22 protein-coding genes and 3 pseudogenes are annotated in these 22,930 nt (G+C 72.6%); 7 read left to right on the top strand and 18 right to left on the bottom strand.

What is annotated here, in order from left to right; all coding sequences use genetic code 11:
• Positions 1–119 precede the first annotated feature (119 nt).
• The 3 genes from MCBG_RS03875 to MCBG_RS03865 form a co-directional block, all read right to left on the bottom strand.
• Entirely contained in the window at positions 120–845 is a 726-nt protein-coding gene (locus MCBG_RS03875; protein ID WP_181373797.1) for a hypothetical protein, read from the bottom strand.
• Positions 846–1,259: 414 nt separating this feature from the next.
• Complete coding sequence (locus MCBG_RS03870; RefSeq protein ID WP_043323930.1) at positions 1,260–1,889, bottom strand: MBL fold metallo-hydrolase; 630 nt, start codon at positions 1,887–1,889, stop codon at positions 1,260–1,262.
• On the bottom strand, positions 1,886–2,974 hold the full coding sequence (locus tag MCBG_RS03865; RefSeq protein ID WP_043323928.1) for an S-(hydroxymethyl)mycothiol dehydrogenase: 1,089 nt from the start codon (positions 2,972–2,974) through the stop codon (positions 1,886–1,888). Before MCBG_RS03865 ends, MCBG_RS03870 begins: the two co-directional genes overlap by 4 nt.
• A 139-nt stretch (positions 2,975–3,113) precedes the next feature.
• On the opposite strand from MCBG_RS03865, the gene MCBG_RS03860 reads away from it, so the two are divergent.
• Positions 3,114–3,527: a hypothetical protein gene (locus tag MCBG_RS03860; protein WP_043330117.1), complete on the top strand. Its 414-nt coding sequence runs from the start codon at positions 3,114–3,116 to the stop codon at positions 3,525–3,527.
• A gap of 38 nt (positions 3,528–3,565) precedes the next feature.
• Here the strand turns inward: MCBG_RS03860 and MCBG_RS03855 are convergent, their stop codons facing one another.
• The 6 genes and pseudogenes from MCBG_RS03855 to MCBG_RS03835 form a co-directional block, all read right to left on the bottom strand.
• Positions 3,566–4,846 (bottom strand): MFS transporter, encoded by a 1,281-nt coding sequence (locus MCBG_RS03855; protein WP_043323926.1) that lies wholly within the window; start codon positions 4,844–4,846, stop codon positions 3,566–3,568.
• Complete coding sequence (locus tag MCBG_RS03850) at positions 4,843–5,493, bottom strand: GntR family transcriptional regulator (RefSeq protein ID WP_043323924.1); 651 nt, start codon at positions 5,491–5,493, stop codon at positions 4,843–4,845. The genes MCBG_RS03855 and MCBG_RS03850 overlap by 4 nt, the downstream gene beginning before the upstream one ends.
• Before the next feature lie 73 nt (positions 5,494–5,566).
• The gene (locus MCBG_RS03845; RefSeq protein WP_043323922.1) at positions 5,567–6,406 is read right to left on the bottom strand and encodes an alpha/beta fold hydrolase; all 840 of its coding nucleotides are present in this window, start codon (positions 6,404–6,406) and stop codon (positions 5,567–5,569) included.
• Between the two features lie 43 nt (positions 6,407–6,449).
• Positions 6,450–7,165, bottom strand: a pseudogene (locus MCBG_RS03840) (SDR family NAD(P)-dependent oxidoreductase); the annotation flags it as partial.
• Between the two features lie 297 nt (positions 7,166–7,462).
• On the bottom strand, positions 7,463–7,627 hold the full coding sequence (locus tag MCBG_RS32300) for an SDR family NAD(P)-dependent oxidoreductase (RefSeq protein ID WP_369799263.1): 165 nt from the start codon (positions 7,625–7,627) through the stop codon (positions 7,463–7,465).
• Positions 7,620–9,111, bottom strand: a pseudogene (locus tag MCBG_RS03835) (flavin-containing monooxygenase). Before MCBG_RS03835 ends, MCBG_RS32300 begins: the two are co-directional and overlap by 8 nt.
• A gap of 116 nt (positions 9,112–9,227) precedes the next feature.
• On the opposite strand from MCBG_RS03835, the gene MCBG_RS03830 reads away from it, so the two are divergent.
• A complete protein-coding gene (locus tag MCBG_RS03830; RefSeq protein ID WP_043323920.1) occupies positions 9,228–9,908 on the top strand; it encodes a TetR/AcrR family transcriptional regulator in 681 nt (226 codons plus the stop codon).
• Here the strand turns inward: MCBG_RS03830 and MCBG_RS03825 are convergent.
• Together MCBG_RS03825 and MCBG_RS03820 are read right to left on the bottom strand one after the other, a co-directional pair.
• A complete protein-coding gene (locus tag MCBG_RS03825; protein ID WP_043323918.1) occupies positions 9,883–10,338 on the bottom strand; it encodes a hypothetical protein in 456 nt (151 codons plus the stop codon). The genes MCBG_RS03830 and MCBG_RS03825 overlap by 26 nt on opposite strands.
• Positions 10,338–10,814: a hypothetical protein gene (locus tag MCBG_RS03820; protein WP_043323916.1), complete on the bottom strand. Its 477-nt coding sequence runs from the start codon at positions 10,812–10,814 to the stop codon at positions 10,338–10,340. The genes MCBG_RS03825 and MCBG_RS03820 overlap by 1 nt, the downstream gene beginning before the upstream one ends.
• A gap of 45 nt (positions 10,815–10,859) precedes the next feature.
• Here MCBG_RS03820 and MCBG_RS03815 point away from each other — a divergent pair, with 45 nt between their 5' ends.
• The gene (locus MCBG_RS03815; protein WP_043323914.1) at positions 10,860–11,843 is read left to right on the top strand and encodes a helix-turn-helix transcriptional regulator; all 984 of its coding nucleotides are present in this window, start codon (positions 10,860–10,862) and stop codon (positions 11,841–11,843) included.
• Positions 11,844–11,849: 6 nt separating this feature from the next.
• Here the strand turns inward: MCBG_RS03815 and MCBG_RS35010 are convergent.
• Positions 11,850–13,256, bottom strand: a pseudogene (locus tag MCBG_RS35010) (PLP-dependent aminotransferase family protein).
• Positions 13,257–13,353: 97 nt separating this feature from the next.
• On the opposite strand from MCBG_RS35010, the gene MCBG_RS03805 reads away from it, so the two are divergent.
• Together MCBG_RS03805 and MCBG_RS03800 are read left to right on the top strand one after the other, a co-directional pair.
• Entirely contained in the window at positions 13,354–13,962 is a 609-nt protein-coding gene (locus MCBG_RS03805) for a LysE family translocator (protein ID WP_043323912.1), read from the top strand.
• Between the two features lie 24 nt (positions 13,963–13,986).
• On the top strand, positions 13,987–14,694 hold the full coding sequence (locus MCBG_RS03800) for a B3/B4 domain-containing protein (RefSeq protein WP_043323911.1): 708 nt from the start codon (positions 13,987–13,989) through the stop codon (positions 14,692–14,694).
• Here the strand turns inward: MCBG_RS03800 and MCBG_RS03795 are convergent.
• The 6 genes from MCBG_RS03795 to MCBG_RS03770 form a co-directional block, all read right to left on the bottom strand.
• Positions 14,632–14,862, bottom strand: a complete 231-nt coding sequence (locus MCBG_RS03795; protein WP_043323909.1) for a hypothetical protein — start codon at positions 14,860–14,862, stop codon at positions 14,632–14,634. The two genes, MCBG_RS03800 and MCBG_RS03795, sit on opposite strands and share 63 nt — an antisense overlap.
• 266 nt (positions 14,863–15,128) lie before the next feature.
• Positions 15,129–16,199: an ABC transporter ATP-binding protein gene (locus MCBG_RS03790; RefSeq protein WP_043323906.1), complete on the bottom strand. Its 1,071-nt coding sequence runs from the start codon at positions 16,197–16,199 to the stop codon at positions 15,129–15,131.
• Positions 16,196–17,260: an ABC transporter ATP-binding protein gene (locus tag MCBG_RS03785; protein ID WP_043323903.1), complete on the bottom strand. Its 1,065-nt coding sequence runs from the start codon at positions 17,258–17,260 to the stop codon at positions 16,196–16,198. Before MCBG_RS03785 ends, MCBG_RS03790 begins: the two co-directional genes overlap by 4 nt.
• Before the next feature lie 16 nt (positions 17,261–17,276).
• A complete protein-coding gene (locus MCBG_RS03780; RefSeq protein ID WP_043330115.1) occupies positions 17,277–18,266 on the bottom strand; it encodes an ABC transporter permease in 990 nt (329 codons plus the stop codon).
• Positions 18,267–18,330: 64 nt separating this feature from the next.
• Positions 18,331–20,076 carry an ABC transporter substrate-binding protein gene (locus tag MCBG_RS03775; RefSeq protein WP_043323901.1) on the bottom strand — a complete coding sequence of 582 codons (1,746 nt, stop codon included), beginning with the start codon at positions 20,074–20,076 and terminating at the stop codon, positions 18,331–18,333.
• Positions 20,077–20,135: 59 nt separating this feature from the next.
• Positions 20,136–21,167 (bottom strand): ABC transporter permease, encoded by a 1,032-nt coding sequence (locus MCBG_RS03770; RefSeq protein ID WP_051610936.1) that lies wholly within the window; start codon positions 21,165–21,167, stop codon positions 20,136–20,138.
• Between the two features lie 411 nt (positions 21,168–21,578).
• Between MCBG_RS03770 and MCBG_RS03765 the strand changes: the two genes are divergently transcribed.
• Positions 21,579–21,980, top strand: a complete 402-nt coding sequence (locus tag MCBG_RS03765; protein ID WP_043323899.1) for an SSI family serine proteinase inhibitor — start codon at positions 21,579–21,581, stop codon at positions 21,978–21,980.
• A gap of 133 nt (positions 21,981–22,113) precedes the next feature.
• A partial coding sequence (locus MCBG_RS03760) for a pentapeptide repeat-containing protein (protein ID WP_369799262.1) occupies positions 22,114–22,930 on the top strand: 817 nt, incomplete at its 3' end.

Below are 22,930 nucleotides of genomic sequence, written 5' to 3'. Positions count from 1 at the left end.
CGCCGATCTTGGAGTTGTGGCGCCCAGGATGTCCGGTATCTGAGGTATGCGAGGCACCACAATTCCAAGATCGGCGAGAACGGCCGACCCCGGAGGGCCGGCCGTTCGCTACGGGTGGGTCACCAGACCTGCTGGACGATGTCCGCCGCCTGCTCCTCCCACTGCGCGTACGCGTACGGGTAGGCGGACACCTGGACCGTCTGCGCGGCGGTGGTCAGCGGCAGCTCGTGCCAGCCGCCGACGTTCTTCAGCGCGTTGAAGAACGCCTTGCTGGAGTACTCCGGGTCGGTGATCTGCTCGGACGTGCCCCAACCGGACGACGGGCGCTGCTGGAACAGGCCCTCGGAGTCGTGGTCGTTGTACGCGCCGAGGTGACCCAGGTTGTACAGCTTCGACTCCTGCAGCGAGGTGGCGACGCCGATCACGGCGCCCCGCTCCCCCACGCCGGTCTCCTTGGCCGCCTCGACGATGGCCTTGGCGTTGGCGAGCTGCGCGTCGTCGAGCGGGATGCGCGACTGCGCGCCCTCGACGCCGTGCGGCACGAGCTTCTCCTTGGCCGGCCGGTCGGCCCTGGTCGGCAGCTTGTCCAGGCCGGTGGTCTGGCCGGGCTTGACCGCCTCGGTCGAGGTCTGCTTGCCGGTGGCCAGGTCGATGGCGGCCTTGGCGCCGGCGTGCGGGCCACTGGTCACGGGCGCGGCCACGGCGGTGGGGCCGACGGCCAGCCCGCCCAGGACGGCCACGCCCGCCACGCTCAGCACGGCGCGGCGGTTCTTGGCGACGGCGACGGTCTTCGCGACGGCGGTCTTCGCGATGGCGGGGAGCCATCGAGTGAAGTGCTGCTTCACGATGGTTGCCCTTTCGATCGTTACGACGCGCTCCGGGATGAGCGCCCCTCGGGGGACTACCGCCGGGTAGGTGTTTGGGTTCCGACGGTATGGGGGACACAACGAGCCCGCAGTGTCGGTCATTCCGGAAATGCCGGGCAGCGCCGAGGCTGCGGTCCAGGTCACCCGCGATTCCGGGCACCCGGTCCGCATCCTGGGTGAAGGGCGAGGAACGGGACGATCAGGGCGAGACGCCGCACCGGACCAGCACGGACGCGAGTGTCATCGGGGCGGAACGTCGCCCGGCCACACGGCTTTCCGGATCCGTCCGAAGCGGACGGACACCCGGCGCCACCCGGGCGCGGACGGGCCGGAAACGCCGCACGCGGGCCCGGACCGGACTGCTCCGGCCGGACCCGCGCGGGTGTGTGGTCCTCAGTGGCCCCGGGCGATCCACTCGTCCAGGTGCGGCGCCTCGGCCCCGATCGTGGTGTCGTCGCCGTGCCCGGTGTGCACCACCGTCTCCGGCGGCAGCGTGAGCAGACGGGTACGGATCGACTCGACGATGGTGCCGAAGTCGCTGTACGACCGGCCGGTGGCGCCCGGTCCCCCGGCGAACAGGGTGTCGCCGGTGAAGACCGCGCCCAGGTCGGGCGCGTACAGGCTGCACGCGCCGGGGCTGTGGCCGGGGGTGTGCAGCACCCGCAGCGTGGTCCCGCCGACGGTGATGGTCTGCCCGTCGGTCAGCTCGCCGTCCGGGGCGGTGCCCGGGTGCACCATGTCCCACAGCACCCGGTCGGCCGGGTGCAGCAGCACCGGCGCGCCGGTGGCCCGGGCCAGCTCGGGCGCGACCCGGACGTGGTCGTCATGGGCGTGCGTGGCCACGATCGCCACCACCCGCCGGTCGCCGATCACCTGGCGGATGGCCGCGACGTCGTGCGGCGCGTCGAGGACGACGCACTCGGCGTCGTCACCGATCACCCAGACGTTGTTGTCGACGTCGAACGTCTGGCCGTCCAGGGAGAACGTGCCGGACGTGACGGCGTGGTCGACGCGGGCGGTCACGGGAAGACCACCACCGAGCGCAGCACGTCGCCGTGGTGCATCCGGCTGAACGCCTCCTCGACCTGGTCGAGGGCGATCTCCTCGGTGACGAACGCGTCCAGGTCCAGCCGGCCCTGCCGGTACAGCTCGGTCAGCATCGGGAAGTCGCGGCTGGGCAGGCAGTCGCCGTACCAGCTGGACTTGAGCGCGCCGCCGCGACCGAACACGTCCAGCAGCGGCAGGTCGACAGTCATCTCCGGCGTCGGCACGCCGACCAGCACGACCGTGCCGGCCAGGTCACGGGCGTAGAACGCCTGCTTCCAGGTCTCCGGGCGGCCGACCGCGTCGATCACCACGTCGGCGCCGAAGCCGCCGGTGGCGGCGCGGATGGCTTCCACCGCGTCGTCCTCGGAGGCGTTGACGGTGTGGGTGGCGCCGAACTTGCGCGCCCAGTCGAGCTTGCGGGAGTCGGTGTCCACCGCGATGATCGTGGTCGCCCCGGCCAGGGCCGCGCCGGCCACCGCCGCGTCGCCGACGCCGCCGCAGCCGATCACCGCGACCGAGTCGCCCCGGGTCACGTTGCCGGTGTTCATGGCCGCGCCGAGGCCGGCCATCACGCCGCAGCCGAGCAGGCCGACGGCCGCCGGCCGCGCCGACGGGTCGACCTTGGTGCACTGCCCGGCGTGCACGAGCGTCTTCTCGGCGAACGCGCCGATGCCGAGCGCGGGCGTCAGCTCGGTGCCGTCGGTGAGCGTCATCTTCTGCGTCGCGTTGTGGGTGGCGAAGCAGTACCACGGGCGGCCGCGGCGGCAGGCCCGGCACTGCCCGCAGACCGCGCGCCAGTTCAGCACCACGAAGTCGCCGGGCGCCACGTCGGTGACGCCGTCGCCGACCTGCTCGACGATGCCGGCGGCCTCGTGGCCCAGCAGGAACGGGTAGTCGTCGTTGATGCCGCCCTCGCGGTAGTGCAGGTCGGTGTGGCAGACGCCGCACGACTGGATGCGGACCACCGCCTCGCCCGGTCCCGGGTCGGGCACCACGATGGTGGTGACCTCCACGGGCGCGCCCTTGCGCCGCGACACGACTCCCCGGACTTCCTGGCTCACAGTGCCTCCCTTGTTGCGTGCTTCTGCACCCCGAACCTACCGCTGATCATGACCCACGAACCAATGAAGCCCGCCGGATTGTCCTGGTCATGACCGGGTACCCGGTGTGCCGGTTCTACCAGGTGGGACGGGAGTGATCATGAGGCTGTCGCATGCGCCGCTGCGGGTCGCCATCGGCGCGTACATCTTGAACTCCGGGCTGGGCAAGCGGGGCCTGGAGGGTGAGGCCGCCGCGGGCATGCACGGCATGGCGGCCGGCGCGATGCCGCAGCTGCGGCAGATCCCGCCGGACCGGTTCGCCGTGCTGCTGTCCCGGGGCGAGACGGTGCTCGGCGCGGCGCTGCTCGCCCCGTTCGTGCCGTCGTTGCTGGCCGGGGCCGCGCTCACCGCGTTCGGCGCTGGGCTGGTGCAGCTCTACCTGAAGACGCCCGGCATGCGGGAGGGCAGCAGCCTGCGGCCGAGCCAGGAGGGTATCGGGCTGGCCAAGGACGTGTGGCTGGTCGGCGCCGGGCTGACGCTGATGCTCGACTCGCTGGTGCGGCACCGGCGCTGAGCCGCCCGCGCCGAAGCCGCTCCGGGCCGGCCGCGTACTCAGACGGGGGCCGCGGCCGTCGCGGCGGCCCGGTCGGCGGCGATCCGGCGGGCGGCGTTGCGGTAGCGCAGCACCTGCGCCGCGCCGAGCGCCCAGAGCAGGAACTGCACGGCGAACGCCCAGCGGAACGCGGACAGCGGCGGCGCGTCGTGCCCGGCCGGGGTGGCCAGGTCGAGCACCAGGCCGACGGCCAGGATCAGCACGATCGAGGCGGCGAAACCGCCGACGTTGACGATGCCGGTGGCGCTGCCGATGCGGTGCACCGGGTTGAACGAGCGGGCGTAGTCGAACCCGATCATCGAGCCGGGACCGTTGACCGCGAGCACCACCACGAGCGCCACCAGCAGCGGGTGCGGCGCCCGGCCCGGCCACGCCAGCACCACCGCCCACATGCCGGCGGTGCCGGCGGTGATGGCGAAGACCAACACCGAGCGGTGGAACGGGAAGCGGGCGCACAGATGCGCGAGCACCGGCCCGCACACGAGCGTCACCATCGTCATCAGGGTGAGCAGCCCGGCCGCCGCCGTGGGCGAGAAGCCCTGGCCCTGCACCAGGAACGGGTACCCCCACAGCAGCGCGAACACCGAGCCGGAGAACTGCGTGACGAAGTGCGTCCACAGGCCCAGCCGGGTGCCCGGCTCGGCCCACGCCTCGGCGAGCTGGCGGCGCACGGTCGCCAGGTCGGGCGCGAGCGCGGTGGCGTGCTCGGCGTGCGGGGTGTCGCGTACCGCGACGAGGATCATCAGCACCACCGTCGCGCCGAGCGCCGCGGCGGTCAGGAACGCCGGGGTCCAGCCCGCGCGGTGCAGCAGCAGCACCAGGGGTACGGCGCCGAGCACCGCGCCGAGCTGGCCGACGGTGCCGGTGAGCTGCACCAGCAGCGGGTTGCGGCGGCCGGGGAACCAGAACGCGACGATGCGCAGCACGCTGATGAAGGTCATGGCGTCACCGAGGCCGACCAGCACCCGCGCGGCGACGGCGGCCGGCACGTCGGTGGCGACCGCGAAGACGATCTGCCCGGCCACCATCAGCGCGCCGCCGGCCAGCAGCAGCCGGCGCGAGCCGTAGCGGTCGAGCAGCACCCCGACCGGGACCTGCATGGCGGCGTAGACGGCGAGCTGGGCGACGGAGAACGTGGCGAGCGCGGAGGCGTTGATGTGGAACCGATCCGCCGCGTCGACCCCGGTGACGCCGAGTGAGCTGCGGTGGAACACGGCGGTCAGGTACGCGGTCAGCGCCACCGCGTACACCAGGGCCGCGGGCCGGCGGGACACGCTCACCGCAGCGTCCCGAGCATCCGCGCGGCGGTGTCGATGTGCCCGGCGACCGCGTCGCGCCACGCCTGCGGGTCGTCGCCGTCGAGCGCGGCGAGCTGGCCGGCGTGCTCGGCCAGGGCGACCTCGGCCCAGCCGGGTGAGAGCCGGAAGCTCGCCTCGCCCATGCGCAGCTGCCGGTCGCGCAGGCGGTGGTACAGCTCGGCCAGGATCTCGTTGCCGGCGGCCTCGACCACGGCGGCGTGGAACGAGCGGTCGGCGCCCATCAGCGCGCTGATGTCACCGGCGGCGTGCGCGCGTCGCATCTCCTCCAGCCGGCGGGCCAGGTCGGCGCGCAACTCGGCGCGGCGGTCCCAGACCCGCTCGGCGGCGTGCAGCTCGACCAGCCGGCGGGCCTCGATGACGTCGGCGATCTCCCGGGCCGACACCGGCCGGATCAGCGCGCCGCGCTTCGGGTAGAGCTTGACCAGACCCTCGGTCTCCAGCCGCAGCAGCGCCTCCCGGACCGGGGTGCGGGACACGCCGGTCGCGTCGGCGATCTCGCCCTCGCTCACGAGCTGGCCGCCCGGGTAGACCTGTTCCAGGATGGCCTGCTTGAGGTGCCGGTACGCCCGCTCGGCGGCGGACGGCGCGGTCCGGCTGGGATGCGTCATGTATCTAAGCTTGCTCTGCGGCTCGTCCCGCCGCTCGATCGCGGGCCCGGGCAGTGGCGCAGGCCACCGCGGGTCAGGCCCACAACTCCCGCAGCAGCGCCTCCACCTCGGCGGTCCGCTCGATCTGCGGCATGTGCCCGGTGTCGCGGAACAGATGGCGGCGCGCGTGCGGCAGCCGGCTGCGGGCGTACGCCAGGTGCGTGGCGGGCAGGATCAGGTCACGGTCGCCCCAGACGAGCAGCGTGGGCAGGTCGAGCGCGGCCACCGCGTCGAGCAGTTCGGCGCGCCACCGCGGCTTCACCCCGCGCCAGGTGCCCAGGTCGCGGACCAGCTCCAGCATCACCCGGGCGGCGTGCGGCTGCCCGGCGACGGCGAGCGCGGTGGCGATCCGCTCCTCGGTGACGTACGCCGGGTCGAAGAAGATGGCCCGCTCGCTGCGGCGGGCGATCCCCGCATGCGGGCGCAGCAGCAGCGGCGCCAGCGGGCGGATCGCGAGCAGCCGCAGCGCCACCGTCACCTCCCGGCCGAAGCCGGCGCTGTTGAGCAGCGCCAGGCTGGCCGCCCGCTGCGGCGCGTCGACCGCTAGGCGCATCGCCACCGCCCCGCCGAGGGAGTTGCCGACCAGGTGCGCCGGGCCGGTCACCCCGGCCACGTCGAGGAACCGGGCGACCGCGCCGGCCAGGGCGGGCAGCGTGTGCGGCCCGTCCAGCGGCGCGGAGCCGCCGTGCCCGGGCAGGTCCACCGCGAGCACCAGGTGGTCGCGGGCCAGCGCGGCGTGCAGGGCGGTGAAGTCGTCAAGGGTACGGCCGATGCCGTGCAGCAGCACCACGGGCGGCCCGTCGCCGCTGATCCGGCAGCGCACGCGCCGGCCGTCGACGGTGCGCTCGTCGGCCGGCGGGAGGGCCGCTGTCACGCCGTGCGTCCGGGTTCCCGCGCGGCCTTCCTCACCGGGCGTCTCAGACCCGCGGCGCCGGCGCCGCGGCGACGGCCGCCGCCGGGCGGGACGGGCGCATGCCCAGGGCGAGCACCCGGCCGTACCCGGCGGGGGCGACCCGGGCCAGCAGGTCGGGCAGCTTCGCCGACCAGCCGATCAGCACCGGCCGCGACGCCGCTTCGCGCCGCGCAGGATCGCCTCGGCGGCCTTCGCCGGGTCGATGGTGAGCAGCTTCTCGAACTGCCTGAGCCCGGTCTCGTACTCGGCCCGGTCAACGCCGCTGCCGACCCGGGCGCTGGCGGCGATCCGGGTACGGATGCCGCCCGGGTGCACCGACGTGACGCCGACGCCGTCGTCGACGAGTTCGTGCCGCAGCGCCTCGGTGAAGCCGCGGACGGCGAACTTGCTCGCCGCGTACGCGGCCTGCCCGGCGGGCGCGATGATGCCGAACAGGCTGGAGACGTTGACCAGGTGCGCGCCGGGTTCGGCCTTGAGCGCGGGCAGCAGCGCGTGGGTCAGGCGCACCACCGCCCGGAAGTTGATCTCGACGACCCAGAGGAACTCCTCCACTGTGACCTGGTCGAAACGTCCGCCCAGCGCCACCCCGGCGTTGTTGATCAGCAGCCGGATGCGGGGATGCGCGCGGTGGATCTCGGCGGCGATCCGCTCGGTGGCCTCGGCGTCGGCGAGGTCGACCACGTGCGTCTCGACCCGTTGTTTCAGCGGGTACCCGGATCGGAACACTTAGGGATCTTGGACGGGATCGAACAAGCAAAACCGAATGCGCTCGCTCGGAATTGTTCATTGCAAGCTACCCGGCAGAACGACAAAGTGCCGCGGCCACTGGTCTAAAGTACAACAGCCTTGAAACTGCGTATGCGGAAAGTATCTTGCGGGCGAGTAGCTCGATACCCATTCATGCATGAACTGATGAAGGCGGCGCCGGTTGGGGGATAACCTTTGTGTTTTTCTTGGGTAATTGTCTCTCCCATATTGTTCTTGCATCGTCCACGCGCTCACAATCTTAATTCGGTGTTAGTGGGAGAACATCGCTAGTCGAACAGTCATCAACTCTGCGTCGCGGTCGAGCAGGACCAGGTCGGCGCCGCGCCGGCCCAGGCCGTGGGCCAGCGCCGCGCCGATGCCGCTCGCCGCGCCGGTGAGCACCGCGGTGCCGCCGGGAAAGACGAGGTCACGCATCAGATCCTCCCGAGGTGGCGGCGGCGGGTACGCCGGCGCGGGCGAAGCGTACGCCGTCGGTGAGCGGGCCGTGCCGCATCAGGCGTACGTCGCGGGGGTAGTTCTGGTGCAGCCGCCACGGCGCGCGCGGCCCCTGCTTGGGCAGCTGGTCGACGGCGCGCAGCACGTAGCCGGACTGCAGGTCGATGATCGGCGCCAGGTCGTCGGTGTCCGGGGCGAGCGGCGTGACGATCTGCTGGCCGGTCTCGTCGAGGTGGCGCAGCAGCCGGCAGACGTACGTGGCGACGAGGTCGGCCTTGAGCGTCCAGGAAGCGTTCGTGTAGCCGATCGTCATGGCGAAGTTCGGCACGCCGGACAGCATCATGCCCTTGTAGGCCACCGTCGAGGCGAGGTCGACGTCGGCGCCGTCGACCGCCAGGGTCATGCCGCCGAGCGCGAGCAGGTTCAGGCCGGTGGCGGTGACCACGATGTCGGCGGGCAGCTCCTCGCCGGAGGCGAGCCGGAGCCCGTGCTCGGTGAACGTGTCGATGGTGTCGGTGACCACCGACGCGCGTCCCTCGCGCAGCACGGTGAACAGGTCGCCGTCCGGCACCACGCACAGGCGCTGGTCCCACGGGTCGTACCGGGGCGAGAAGTGCCGCTCGACGTCGTACCCGGCGGGCAGCCGGCCCTTCGCGGCCCGGCGCAGGAACCGCTTCACCACGCCGGGGGCACGCCGGCTGAGCTGGAAGTTGGGCCACCCCGAGCGCGACGTTCTTCCACCGCGCCACCGTGTACGCGGCCTTCGGGGGCAGCCAGCGCCGCGCGGCGTCGGCGAACGGGTCGCGCGAGGGCAGCGCGATCACGTACGTGGGTGAGCGCTGAAGCATGGTGACGTGGGCGGCCCGCTCGGCCATCGCCGGCACGAGGGTGACGGCTGTGGCGCCGCTGCCGATCACCACGACCCGCTTGCCGGTGTAGTCCAGGTCGTCGGGCCAGTGCTGCGGGTGCACGAGCGTGCCGGCGTACCGCTCGACGCCGGGGAAACGCGGCGTGTAGCCGGAGTCGTAGCGGTAGTAGCCGGAGTTGGTGAACAGGAACCCGCAGGTGATGGTGACGTCCTCGCCGGTGTCGTCGCGGCGGGCGTGGACCGTCCAGCGGGCGGTGGCGCTGTCCCATTCCGCGCGCACGGCCCGGTGGTGGAAGCGGATGTGCCGCTCGACGTCGTACTCGCGGGCGGTCTGGCGCACGTACGCCCGGATGGAGTCGCCGTCGGCGATGGCCTTCGGGTCGGTCCACGGCTTGAACGAGTAGCCGAGGGTGTACATGTCGGAGTCGGAGCGGATGCCCGGGTAGCGGAACAGGTCCCAGGTGCCGCCGATGGCGCCCCGGGCCTCCAGCACCGCATAGGTCTTGCCGGGGCACTCGCGTCCGAGGTGGACGGCGGCGCCGATGCCGGACAGGCCGGCCCCGACGATGAGGACGTCGACGTGGTCTGCGGCCATCGGTTTCTCCCGTTCGCACCGGCGGTGGACCGGACACTATCCATCGCCGTCGAGCGCAGTCAACACCGTGTCGAGCTTAATCGACAGGGTGTTGAGCGGGTGTAACATCAGCCGACATGACCACCGCCCGTACGCCGGCCGGCGCCGCGCCCAGCCGCGGGCGGCGGACCGGCCGCTCCACCGGCGACGAGCGGGAGACCGCGATCCTGGCAACCGCCGAGCGGCTGCTGCGGCAGCGCGCGTTCGGCGACATCTCCATCGACGACCTGGCGCGCGGCGCGGGCATCTCCCGTCCCACGTTCTACTTCTACTTCCCGTCCAAGGACGCGGTGCTGCTCACGCTGCTGGACCGGGTCACCGAGGAGGCCGACGCGGCGGCCGGCGGCGTGTTCGACCGGCTCGCCGAGGACCCGCGCGCCCACTGGCGGGAGCTGATCGCCCGGTTCCACGCCACGTTCGGCGGGCACCGGGACGTGGTGCTGGCCTGCGCCCAGGTACGCGGCACCAACGCCGAGGTGCGGCGGCTCTGGGCCGAGGTGCTGGAACGCTGGGTCCGCGCGGTGCAGGCCGCGATCGAGACCGAACGCGCACGCGGCGCGGCCCCGGACGGGCTGCCCGCCCGGGACCTCTCGATCGCGCTGAACTCGATGAACGAACGGGTCTGGTACGCCACGTTCGCCGGGGACGGCCCGGCGGTGGCCGAGCGGGACGTGGTCGACGTGCTGCTCGACGTCTGGCTGACCGCGATCTACCGGACCACCACCCCGCCGGTCATGCCGTCCGCCGGAACTCCATGACCCAGTTGGTCTCCCAGGCGTGCCCGCCGTCGGTGGAGAACGCCTGCTCCCAGCGGCAGGAGACCGGGGTGATCGCCGACCAGAGGAACCGGCAGCGCACCGGGCGGCCCTCGTCGGTGTCGTCGGCGTGGAACTCACCGACACCGCCGGTGAACCGGCCCACCACCGGCGGCTGCTCCAGCACGCCCCGCGCGCTGTGCATCCAGTAGATCGACCACAGCCCGGTCGCCGGGTTCAGGACGCGCACGCTGGAGCCGGAGAAGCCCCGGCTGGGGCAGCGCATCTCGTCGAAGCTGCCCGCGCCGTCGAAGAACGAGCGGGCCTCGCTGACCCCGGTGAACTCGTCCCAGTCGTCGCAGCCGACGTGCCGCTGCCGCAGACGCCGGTTGGTCACGTCCCAGGTGCCGACGAGGAAGTCGAAGTCGCCCATCAGAACCCCACCGGCCCCTCGGGCCGGGCGTCGGCCAGGTAGCCAGCCAGGTCCGGCTCGTCCGGCGCGAGCACGTGCCGGATCCAGGCGGCGCGCTCGTGCTCCAGCACACCCAGCTCCCAGACGCAGCCCACCCCGGGACGCTCCAGGTCCACGAAGCGCGCCGGATCGTCGTCCGGGCAGTCGAGGGCGGACTGTCCGGCGATCGCGATGCGGCACTCGACCACGTTGTCGAAGAACCAGGTGTACGCCAGCAGGTACGCGCCGCTGTCCGCGCCCCGGTGCAGCACCACCCAGCTCGCCGGCGGGGTGCCGCCGTCGGGACCGGGCAGCAGCTTGGGAAGGTACGCGTACGCGGCCTCGACCACACGTGGTTCGAGGCGGCGGTCCGGCTGGTCGATGTGGTAGCGCTTGACGTGCCGGCCGGCGACCTCGATCGTCCCCGGCACCGTCAGCTCCTTGTCGTGGAAAGCCATGATCGGGACGGTAGGGGTGGTCCCCTGACAGCTAGTGTCAGCGGAATGCGGGCCAGTCGACTCCTGTCCATCCTGCTGCTCCTGCAGGCGCACGGCCGGCTCACCGCCGCCGACCTGGCCACCCGCCTCGAGGTGTCGGTACGCACCATCTACCGGGACGTCGAGGCGCTGCACACCGCCGGCATCCCGCTGTACGGCGAGGCCGGACACGACGGCGGCTACCGGCTCGTGGAGGGATGGCGAACCCGGCTGACCGGGCTGACCGCCGAGGAGGCCGACCGGCTGCTCTTCGCCGGGCTGCCCGGACCGGCCGCCGAACTGGGCTACCAGTCGGTCGTCACCGCCGTGCAGCTCAAGCTGCGGGCCGCGCTACCAGCGCCGCTGGCCGACCGGGCGGCCCGGCTGGAACAGCGGTTCCACCTGGACACGCCGGGCTGGTACTCCGACGGCGACCCGTCGCCGTACCTGGCCGAGGCCGCCGAGGCGGTGTGGCGGGAGCACCGGATCCGGGTGCGCTACCGGGGATGGCGCGGCGAGACGACCCGGGTCCTCGAACCGTACGGGCTGGTGCTCAAGGGCGGGCGCTGGTATCTCGTGGCCGCCCGCCCGGACCGCGCCGGACCGGCCACCTACCGGGTCAGCCAGATCCTCGACCTCACCCCGCTGGACGAGACGTTCGAGCGGCCCGAGTTCGACCTGCCGGCCTGGTGGCGCGCCCACGTGGTGCAGTTCCGGGCGCGCCTGCACCGGGACGAGGCGCACATCCGGCTGTCGCCGCGCGGGTTCGCCCGGCTGCGCGAGATCGGCAGCGACGTGGTGGTGGCCGCCGCCGAGGCGAGCGCCGGCCCGCCCGACGACAGCGGCTGGGTGCGCGCGGTCATCCCGATCGAGTCGCTCACCCACGCCCACGGCGACCTGCTGCGGCTCGGCGCCGACGTGGAGGTCCTGTCCCCGGAAGAGCTGCGCGCCCGCCTGGCCGCCACCGCCACCGCCCTGGCCGCCCTCTACCCCCCACCTCTCCCCCGGTGAGCGGGTTCAGGGGAGGGTGTGGAGGGCCTCGGCGACTGTGGACAGGGCTCGGTCGATCTCGGAGGGCGGAGTGGCCGCGTACCCGAGGACCAGGCCCGGCGGCTGCGGACGCTGCCCGTGCCAGGACAGCGGGTGGACCTTGACGCCCCGGCGCAGCGCCGCCGCCGCGAGCGCCAGGTCGTCCACGTCGCCGGGCAGCGTGACCGTCAGGTGCAGCCCGGCGGCGGCGCCGTGCACCACCGCCCCCGGCAGGTACGCGCGGACCGCCCGGATCATCGCGTCCCGGCGGCGTACGTGCCGGTGGTTCATTTTCCGCAGGTGCCGCTCCAGCGCTCCCGACTCCATCAGCTCGGCCAGCACGAGCTGCGGCAGCGCCGCGTTGCCCAGATCCGCCGTCCGCTTCGCGTCCACCACGTCGGCGTGCAGCGACGGCGGCACCAGCGTCCACCCGATCCGCAGGGCCGGGGCGAGCAGCTTGGAGATGCTGCCGGTGTAGCAGACCCGGTCGGGGGCCATGCCGCGCAGCGCCGGCACGGGCGGGCGGTCGTAGCGGTGCTCGGCGTCTTAGTCGTCCTCCAGCACCAGGCCGCCGTCGCGCGCCCACCGCAGCAGCCGGCGACGCCGCTCACCGTCGAGCACCACCCCGGTCGGGAACTGGTGCGCCGGGGTGAGCAGCACGGCCGGCGCGCCGGACCGCTCCAGCTCGTCGACGCGCAGGCCCCTGTCGTCCACCGGCACCGGCGGCGTCGCCATCCCGGCGTACGTCAGATGCTGCCGCACGCCGAGCGAGCCGGGGTCCTCCACCGCGACGGTGCGCGTACCCCGCTCGTGCAGCACCCGCGCGAGCAGGCCGAGCGCCTGGGACACCCCGGCCACTACCACCACCTCGGCCGGGTCGGCGCGGATGCCCCGGTTGCGGGCCAGCCAGTTCGCGACGGCCCGCCGCAGCGCGGGCGTGCCGGTCGGGTCGCCGTAGCCGAGCGCGGCGGGCGTGGCCCGGTGCAGCACGGCCCGCTCGGCCCGCAGCCAGGCCGCGCGGGGAAATGCCGCCAGATCGGGTACGCCGGGCGTCAGGTCCACCCGCGCGGGGGCGGCGCGCAGCGCCTCGAAGACGTCGAGGCCGGGCCGGCCGGTGAACACCTCCGGTGCTCTCCTCGGCTCGGGTGGCCGGGCGTGCACGGCGGCCGGGGTGGCCACCACGACGGTGCCGGCCCGGCCGCGCCCGGCGACCTGGCCGTCCTCGCCCAGCCGCTGGTACGCCTCGGTCACCACGCCGCGTGAGACGCCCAGCTCGGCGGCGAGCACCCGGCTGGGTGGCAGGCGGGTGCCTACTGGCGCGCGGCCGTCGGCGATCGCCGAGCGCAGCCGGGCGGCCAGCCAGTCCGCGCGGCCGCCGGGCGGGGCCTCGCCCACATCGAGCTGGAGGAAGTCCGCGCCGACCGATTTGGACCTCTCGGAAACGACGGCTTTGGCCCTGTCCACCGGACCATTATGGCCAGAGGCTGGACGGGTGACCATCGCCTTCCTGCTGACCGCACTCGTCGTCGCCGTCACTCCGGGCACCGGGGTGACGCACACGCTCGCCACCGCCGTGACCGCCGGACGCCGCGCCGGGCTGGCCGCCGCGGCCGGTGCCACGCTCAGCCTCGTTCCGCACGTGATCGCCGCGGTGACCGGCCTGGCCGCGCTGCTGCGCGCCGGCACCCCGGCGTTCCGCGTGGTGACCTGGCTGGGCGTGGCGTACCTGCTCTGGATGGCCTGGTCGGCGTGGCGCGACCGGGGCGCGTTCACCGTCGACGCGGACCGGCCGCCGCGCCCGGCGTCGGCGGTGTTCCGCGACGGAGTGTTGCTGAACCTGCTGAACCCGAAGGTGACGGTGTTCTTCGTGGCGTTCCTGCCGCAGTTCGTACCCCCGGGCACGCCCGCCGCCCCCGTCCGCATGCTCGCCTGCGGCCTGGTGTTCATGCTGGTCACGCTGCTGGTGTTCGCCGGGTACGCGGTGCTCGCCGGCGCGTTGCGCCGCCGCGTGCTGGCCCGGCCCCGGCTGAGGGCGCTGCTGCGGCACGCCGTGGCCGGCAGCTTCCTCGCCCTGGGCCTCGGCCTCGCGTTCGCCGCCTAGCACTCGCCGACAAGGAGTTCACCAGTGCGTTTCCGGCACTCCCCCGAGATCTGGTCGTCCTTCCCCGAGCTGACCTGCGGCGTCCTGCACGCCACCGGGATCACGCCCGACGCCGACGTCACGCCGCGCCTCGCCGGTCACCTCGACGTAGCCCGCGACCGGCTCGCCGCCGCACCCGAGGGCGGCTTCCCGGAGATCCAGGCGTGGCGGCGCGCGTTCACCCGGATGGGCTGCCCGCCGACGCGCTACTGCTGCGCGGCCGAGTCACTGCTGCGCCGGCTGCGCCGCGACGGCGACCTGCCCCGGCTGCACCCGCTGGTGGACCTCGGCAACGCGCTCTCCGTCGGGTACGCGGTCCCGGTCGCCGTGCTCGACCTGGCCGGGATCGACGGCGACCTGACCGTGCGCCCGGCCGACGGCACCGAGTCCTATCTCGGCCTCGGTGGGGAGTCCGAGCAGCCCGCGCCCGGCGAGGTGATCTTCGCCGACGAGGGCGGACACGCGCACGCCCGGCGCTGGTGCCACCGGCAGAGCGGCGCCTCGGCGGTACGGGCCGACACCGTCGAGGTCCTCGTGGTCATCGAGGCGATGCACGCCGGGGCGGCGCCGACCGTACGCCGGATGCTGGACGAACTGGCGGCGGCGCTGGCCGAGCAGTGGCGCGTGCCGTCACGGACGGCGTTGCTCACCTCGCAGGCCCCGGAGTTCGCCGTGCCCGTCCGGACCGCCTGACGCCGGCTCGGACGGCTCGCCGTGCAGCTCGCGCAGGGCGTCGGCGAGCCGGTCGTCGGCGGTGCCCCACCACTGCCGGGCCAGCTCGACAGTGCGGCCGAGCGAGTCGTCGCCCGCCCGCTCGGCGTGCAGCTCGGCGCTCATCATGCGCAGGAAGCGAACGGTCACGGCATCGGACTCATCGGCTATCACGTCCGTACCCTAGCCACCGCCTCCGACGAAACCGGCGGCCGAGTCGAGGTCGTCCGCCCGGTTGAGGTCGCGGCGCGCGGGTAGTGCTCGGTCATGCCCCAGCGATACGGGCACTACGACCGGGGTCGCGATCGTCACCGGCGCGGACTCCGGCATCGGCGGCCGGGGGCGACCGTGCCCGGCTCAGGGCAGTCAGGCTTGGTCCCTGCTCCGGGCAGGGTCGTCCCCGACCCCGTCGTGGGTCAGGTGCGTTCGTTGCTGCCGGGTTCGCCGGTCGGCACGCCGACCGGTCCGCTCTCCGGGTAGTGGCAGGCGGTGAGCTGCCCGCCGTCGTCCCGGGTGGTCAGCGCCGGTTCTTCGGTGGCGCAGTGGTCGGTGGCTTTCCAGCAGCGGGTACGGAAGCGGCAGCCCGATGGCGGGTTGAGTGGGGTGGGGACGTCGCCGGTGAGGCGGATCCGGCCGGCGGGCCCGAGCGTGGAGACGTCCGGAATCGCCGACAGCAGGGCGCGGGTGTAGGGGTGCTGGGGCCGGGTGTAGATGTCGTCGCGGTCGCCGATTTCGACGATCTTGCCGAGATACATGACGGCGACGCGGTGGCAGAAGTGGCGGATGACGGCGAGGTCGTGGGCGATGAACACGAACGCCAGGTCCAGGTCGCGTTGCAGGTCGCGGAGCAGGTTGATGACCTGCGCCTGGATCGACACGTCCAGCGCCGAGACGGGTTCGTCGGCGACGATCAGCTTCGGTTTCAACGCCAGGGCGCGGGCGATGCCGATGCGCTGTCGTTGGCCGCCGGAGAACTCGTGCGGGTACCTGTTGTAGTGCTCCGGGTTCAGCCCGACGAGTTCGAGGAGTTCCTGGACGCGTTTCTTCACGCCGCCGGGTGGGGTGATGCCGTTGACCTGCAACGGCATGGCCACGATCCGCCCGACGGTGTGGCGGGGGTTCAGTGAGGCGTACGGGTCCTGGAAGATGATCTGCAGGTCCTGCCGCAGCGCACGCAGCTCACGGCGTCCGCCGTGGGTGATGTCCCGCCCGGCGAACGTGATGCTGCCGGCGGTGGGTTCCAGCAGCCGCACGAGCATCCGCCCGGTCGTGGTCTTCCCGCACCCGGACTCCCCGACCAGGCCGAGCGTCTCGCCGGGCCGCACGTCGAAGTCCAGCCCGTCGACCGCCCGCACCGCACCCGTGCTACGCAGGCCCTGCCGGACGGGGAAGTGCTTGGTCAGTCCCCGCACCGACAGCAGCGGCTCGCCCGCGAGCCGGCCGGCGTCGCCCGCAACCGCCGCCTGCCCGTTCGTCACACCGTTCATCGAGCCACCCCCACCTGCGCGACCTCGTCCCGGTAGATCCGCTCCCGCGCGGCGACCGGCAGATGACACGCCACCAGATGACCCGGCGCACCAGCAGGGCCCAGCTCCGGGATCTCGGTGCGGGACCGGTCACCGTTCACACCGGCCCACCGGCACCGCGGATGGAACGCACACCCCGACGGCAGATTGATCAAGCTGGGTGGGTTGCCGGGGATCGGCACCAGGTCCGCGTCCGCGTCACCGTGCAACGACGGCACACTCGACAACAACCCCCACGTGTACGGATGCTGCGGCGCCCGCAACACCCGCTCCACACTCCCGTGCTCCACCGCCCGACCCGCATACATCACCAACACGTCATCAGCCACCTGAGACACCACACCCAGGTCATGCGTGATCAGAATGATCGCCGACCGGAACTCCGCCTGCAGATCCGCCAGCAGGTCCAGGATCTGCGCCTGCACCGTCACATCCAACGCCGTCGTCGGCTCATCAGCGATCAACAGATCCGGATCATTCACCAGCGCCATCGCGATCATCGCCCGCTGCCGCATCCCACCCGAGAACTCATGCGGAAACTGATCGAACCGCTTCCCCGGCTGCGGAATCCCCACCCGGCCCAGCATGTCCACCGCCCGCGTCCGGGCCTCCCGCCGCCCAGCCCTCGGATGATGCACCCGGTACGCCTCCGCGATCTGCCTGCCCACCGAGTAGTACGGATGCAACGCCGACAACGGATCCTGAAAGATCATCGCCATGTCCCGGCCCCGCAACCGGCGGATCTCCTCCTCACGCAGACCCACCAACTGACGCCCACCGACCGAGATCTCCCCCGAAACGGTCGTCCGCTTCACGTTGTGCAGACCCAGGATCGCCAGCGACGTCACGCTCTTACCGGAACCCGATTCCCCCACGATCCCCAGCGTGCGGCCCCGCTCGACAGCGAACGACACCCCGTCCACGGCCCGCACCACACCGTCCTCGGTGTCGAACCGCACCCGCAGATCCGTGACCCGCAGGTACGGGTCCTCGCCGCGTCGCGGCGCCGGAAGCTCCACCATGTCCGTCTCCTCCTCCTCAGCCCAGCCGGACCCGTGGGTCGATCACCGCGTACAGCACGTCGACGACGATGTTGGCGACCACGATGAACACGGCCGCCAGCAGCACCGTCGCCATCACCACCGGCAGGTTGAGGAACTGCACCGCCTCCACTGTCGCCTTGCCGAGGCCCTGGAGGCCGAAGATGGTCTCGGTGATGAACGTGCCGCCGAGGCTGGTGCCGATGTCCAGCCCGGCGATGGTGACGATCGGCGTGATCGCCGCGCGCAGCGCGTGCCGGGTGTGCACCTGCCGCGCGGGCAGCCCTTTCGCCCGGGCGGTACGGATGAAGTCCTCCGACAGGGTCTCCAGCATCTGGGCCCGGGACAGCCGGGCGTACAGCGCCGAGTTGAGGAAACCCAGCGTCATCCAGGGCAGCAGCAGCCCGGCCGCCCACCGGGCCGGGCTCTCGGTCAGCGGCGTGTAGCTGGGGAACGGCAGCAGCCCGGTGGAGTAGACCAGCAGGTAGAGCAGGATCAGACCGAAGAAGTAGACCTGCATGGACGCGCCGGCCAGGGTGACGCCGATGGCGGCGCGGTCGAACGCCGTACCCCGGCGCAGCGCCGACACCATGCCCAGCGAGATGCCGAGGCCGAGCCAGAGCACGGCGCCGCCGAGGACGATGCTGAACGTCACCGGGGCGCGCTGCGCGACGATCTCGGTGACCGGCTGGTTGTTGCGGAACGAGTAACCCAGGCAGGGCGCCGGGCAGTCCTGCCGGAAGTCCCCCTCGCCGTAGGTACGGCCGGCGAAGACGCCGCCGACGAAGTCCGCGTACTGCCGGGGCAGCGGCTGGTCGATGCCGAGGCGGCGCTCGACCTGGGCGATGTCCTCGGCCGTGCAGTTCTTGCCGCACATCACCTTCGCCGGGCTGCTCGGCACCGCGAAGAAGAGACCGAATGTGACGAGGCTGATGACGACCAGGGTCAGGGCGGCGACGAGCAACCGCCGGACGACGAAACGGAGCAACGGGAGCACCTCCCCCGGGTGGGGCGCGGGGACGGCCGCCGTGGCAGCCGTCCCCGCGCGGCTGTCACTTCTTCACGTAGATGCCGTTGAGCGAGATGATCCCGAACGCGTCGCTGAGGAAGGCGTTGCCGACCTTCGAGCCGTGCAGCTCGTAGGTGGCGTCGTAGTAGCAGGGCACCACCGGCGCGTACTTCTCCATGATCATGCGGTCGAGCGCCATCCAGCCGGCGTCCTGCTCCGCGGCGGGCAGGGCACGGACCCGGTCGATCTCCGCGCCGACCGGCGCCTCGTCGAGGTACGACAGGTTCTGGTTGCCCTCGGCCACGATCTCCCGTCCGTCGTAGACCGGCGGGATGACTGTGGAGCCGGTGGGCCAGTCCGAGCCCCAGCCGGTGAGGTAGAGGTCGTAGGGGTTGTCCTTGCGGCCCACCTCGTCGTAGTAGCTGCTGTTGTCGATCGGCTTCATCACGATGTCGAACCCCATGTCGGTGAGGTTCTTGCGCAGCGCCTCGGCCTGCTGGGTACGCAGTTCCAGGCTGGAGTGGGCGAGCACCAGCTTCGGCCGCTTTCCGGCGAGCAGCTCGGCGGTCTTCGCCTTGTCGCCGGTCACCGGGGCGTTGAACACGTCGTACGGCACGAACCCGGCGGTGGTGGGTGACATCAGCGTGGTCGCGGGTGTCCCGGCGGCCTGACCGCCGAGCACCTTGAGCAGGGCGTCCTTGTCGACCGCGTAGTTCAGCGCGCGCCGTACGCTCAGGTCGGTGACCCGCTGGGTGTTGATGCTCAGCACCCAGTTGTACTGCGTCGGGCCGCGGACGACCCGGTCGGCGACGCCGGCGCCGGTAGTGCGGGGCAGCACCGACGGCGGCACGTCCGACCAGCTCAGCGCCGCCTGGTCGGCCGGTCCGTCGGCGACCAGCCGCTCGGCGATCTGGGCCTGCTCCAGGCCGAACGTCATCCGGACCGTGTCCGGGTACGCGTTGCGGATCGGGTCGGTCGCCGGATCCCAGTTCGGGTTGCGCTCCAGCTCCAGCGACACGTCGCGCTGGTAGGACTTCACCCGGTACGGGCCGGACGAGAACGGCCGCAGATCGTAGTTGGCGCGGGTGTCCTTGGCGGCGGGCACCGGCGCGCTGGTGGGCAGCGCCGCCGCGTACGGCATGTCGCAGTGCGGCTGCGGGAACGTGAACCGGATGGTCCGGTCGTCGGGGGTGGTGACGCCGTCGGGCACCGGCTTGCCGCCGTCGTACGGCCCCTTGTAGGTGGCGTTGTACGCCCCGCCCGGGTAGAGCCACTGCTGGATGTAGTGCGGGCCCTCGTTGAGGTTCGCCGCGAACGAGCGGGCGATGCCGTGGGCGACGTCCTTGCTGCTCACCGGCGTGCCGTCCTCGTAGCGCACGCCGTCGCGCAGCGTGAACTCCCAGACCTTGCAGTCGCCGTCGACGTCCTTGCCGGGGTTGGTGGCCAGGTCGCCGACGAGCAGCAGCTTGCCGGTGCCGTCCTCCTTGTAGCCGTTGAGCGGGCGGTAGAGCATCCCGCCGGCGACCTGCTGCACGTTGACGTAGTTGCGGGCCGGGTCGAGGTGCTCGAAGTCGGCCGGCTGCATGACGGTGAGGGTGCCGCCCCGGGACGCGCCGTCGACGGGCTTCGCCGGGCCCTGGTTGTCGGCGGCCTCGTACGAGATCGAGCCGCTCTGGGTCTTGGTCTTCTGGTCGTCGCCGCCGCTGTCGTCGGGCGTGGGGTTGCAGCCGGCGGCGGCCAGCGCCGCCGCGGCGAGGACACCTGTCAGTGTCCGGGTTCGTGCGCGCACGGTGTGCTCCCTTCGTGCCCGGCGGCCCCCGCCGGCCGGGCGTGTGATGGCCGTAGGGACTACCGGGTGGAGCGGGGATCCAGCGAGTCGCGCAGCGCGTCGCCGAGCAGGTTGAACGCCAGGACCAGCAGGAAGATCGTCAACCCGGGGAACAGGGTGTACCAGGGGTCGCTCGCGACGTAGCCGATGCTGTTGAAGATCATGCGGCCCAGGTCGGGCGTGGGCTCGGTGACGCCGATGTTGACGAACGCCAGCGCCGCCTCGATGGCGATGAACTGGGGCACCATCAGCGAGACGGTGACCAGGATCGGCGCCCAGATGTTCGGCAGCAGCTGCCGCAGCAGGATGTGCGCGGTGCCGGCGCCGGCCGCCCGGGCCGCGTCGACGAACTCCCGCTCCCGCAGCGAGATCACCTGCCCGCGGACCAGCCGCGCGGTGTACGTCCAGCTGAACAGGCCGAAGGTGGCGACGATCAGCGCCACCCGGAACGCCGGCGACGGCGCCTCCCGGTCGGAGTAGAAGCGATCCTGCAGGATCGGGATGACCGCGAGCGCGAAGATGAGGAACGGGAACGCCAGCGTGAGGTCGATCAGCCAGTTGACGAGACTGTCCAGCCAGCCTCTGGCCCATCCGGCCAGCACACCGACCGCGACGCCGATGCACGAGGCCAGCAGCGCCGAGGTGAACGCGATGAACAGCGACGTTCGAAGACCGTAGACCAGTTGCATCAGGATGTCCCGGCCGCTGCCCGGCTCAAGGCCGAGCCAATGATCGGAACTGATCCCGCCGGCATACCCGATCGGCATTCCGAAATCGTTCAAACGGTCGACGAACTTGTCGGTCGGGTCGATTCCGGTGAGCCGCCCCAGCAGCGGCGCGCCGAGCGCCACCACCGCGGCGACGAGGAGCGTCAGGGTGCTGGCCCGGGCCGTACGGTCCCGCTTGAGCCGCAGCCAGGCGAGCTGGTTCGGTGACCGGCCGACGAACTCGGCGGTCCGGCCGGCGGGCTCCGGGCCGGCCTGGATCTCCGGGACGGAAATGGTCGCGTCGGCGGCCGTGGTCCGGGGCGGCGGGTGTGAGAGATCGCTCATGAACAGTCCCTCCGACGGGGGCGAAAACGCCCTGCCACCCGACGGTAAAGGGATACGGAGCACCGGAAAGAATCGTTACGGTAACGGCCGTTCCGGTTGTCATCCATTGACAACGATCCGGCGTACGGAATGCATCGGCGCAATAACGAGGCGATTTGGTTGTCAGCCTTTCAGGCAGGCGTCACGCTTATTCGGAATGCGTTTACGCGAGGCGCGGAAGCGGTTGTCAGCCGTTCGGGCATTCCCGTACGCCGATGTCACACCGAACGTGCGACGCGGTCGGCTGGCGTAACACTTCGTGACCCTTCGCGTTCACACCGTCCACCTAGGGTTCTCGGCGGCCCGGTTACGCACGACGGACCGGGCCACCCATCGGCCCCGCACCCCGGGGCCCCGACGGAAGGACCACCCATGCCCTTCGCCCGACGTACCGCCGCACTGGCCCTGGTCGCCGCGCTCGGCACCCTCGGCGCGGCGGCCTCCCCCGCGCAGGCCGCGCCGCGCCCCGGCCCGCAGACCCCATCGGTGCTGCTGCTCACCGTCGACGACGGCGCCGGCGTACGCGCCACGGTGCTGACCTGCGGGCCGACCGGCGGTCTGCACCCCGACCCGATCACCGCCTGCCGGCTGGTCGCCCGCGTCGACGGCGACCTGGACGCGCTCGACGTGGACGGCGCGCCCTGCACCTCCCAGTACGCCCCGGTCGTCGCCCGCGCCGTGGGCTTCTGGCAGGCCCGCCCGGTCTCCTACACGCGTACGTTCACCAACCCCTGCCTGATGCAGCGCACCACCGCCTCCCTCTTCACCTTCTGACCCTCCCCTCTCGTTCTGGTTGATCATGAGGTTGGCGGCGGTTGCCGTCCGTTTTGTCGCCGTCAACCTCATGATCGACGGGGTGGGTGGGGTGGGTGGGGTGGGGGTGGGGTGGGTGCGGAGAATGGTGCGGGTGGACGGGGGTGCTGTGGAGGCGCGCACGGTCGGTGGCGGGCGGGAGCTGCGGGCGGACTGTTCGCGCTGCGCCGGGGTCTGCTGCGTCGCGCCGGCGTTCACCGCGTCCGCCGACTTCGCCATCGACAAGCCCGCCGGACGGCCCTGCCCGAACCTGGGCGCCGACTTCCGCTGCGGCATCCACACCGAGCTGCGGCAACGCGGCTTCCCCGGATGCACCGTGTTCGACTGCTTCGGCGCCGGCCAGCACCTCACCCGGCACACGTTCGCCGGCCGCGACTGGCGCGCCGACCCGGCCACCGCAGCGCGGATGTTCGACACCTTCGCGGTGTTGCGGCCCCTGCACGAGTTGCTCTGGTATCTGACCGAGGCGGTACGCCTGACCCCGCCCGGCCCGCTGCGCGACGAGCTGACCGCCGCGCTCGACGAGACCGGCCGGCTCGCCGACGGCACCCCTGACGAGCTGCTCGCGCTCGACGTCGACGCGCACCGGGACCGGGCCAACCGGCTCCTGTCCCGCGCCGCCGAACAGGCCCGCGCCGGGAAGGCCGGCCCGGACCGCCGGGGCGCGACGCTGATCGCTGTGGACCTGCGCCGTACCCCGCTGGCCGGGGCCAACCTGCGCGGCGCCTGCCTGATCGGCGCGGACCTGCGGGGCGTACGGCTCGGCGCGGCCGACCTGACCGGCGCGGACCTGCGCGGGGCCGACCTGCGCGGCGCCGACCTGAGCGAGTGCCTGTTCACGCACCAGTCGCAGCTCGACGCCGCGCGCGGCGACCACCGCACGGTCCTTGCCGCCGGGGCTGCGCCGCCCG

The sequence above is a fragment of the Micromonospora sp. M42 genome, assembly GCF_000568915.1.
Taxonomy (GTDB): domain Bacteria; phylum Actinomycetota; class Actinomycetes; order Mycobacteriales; family Micromonosporaceae; genus Micromonospora; species Micromonospora chalcea.
The sequence above is the reverse complement of the archived record's forward strand: the minus strand, read 5'-3'. Positions and strand labels throughout refer to the sequence as shown.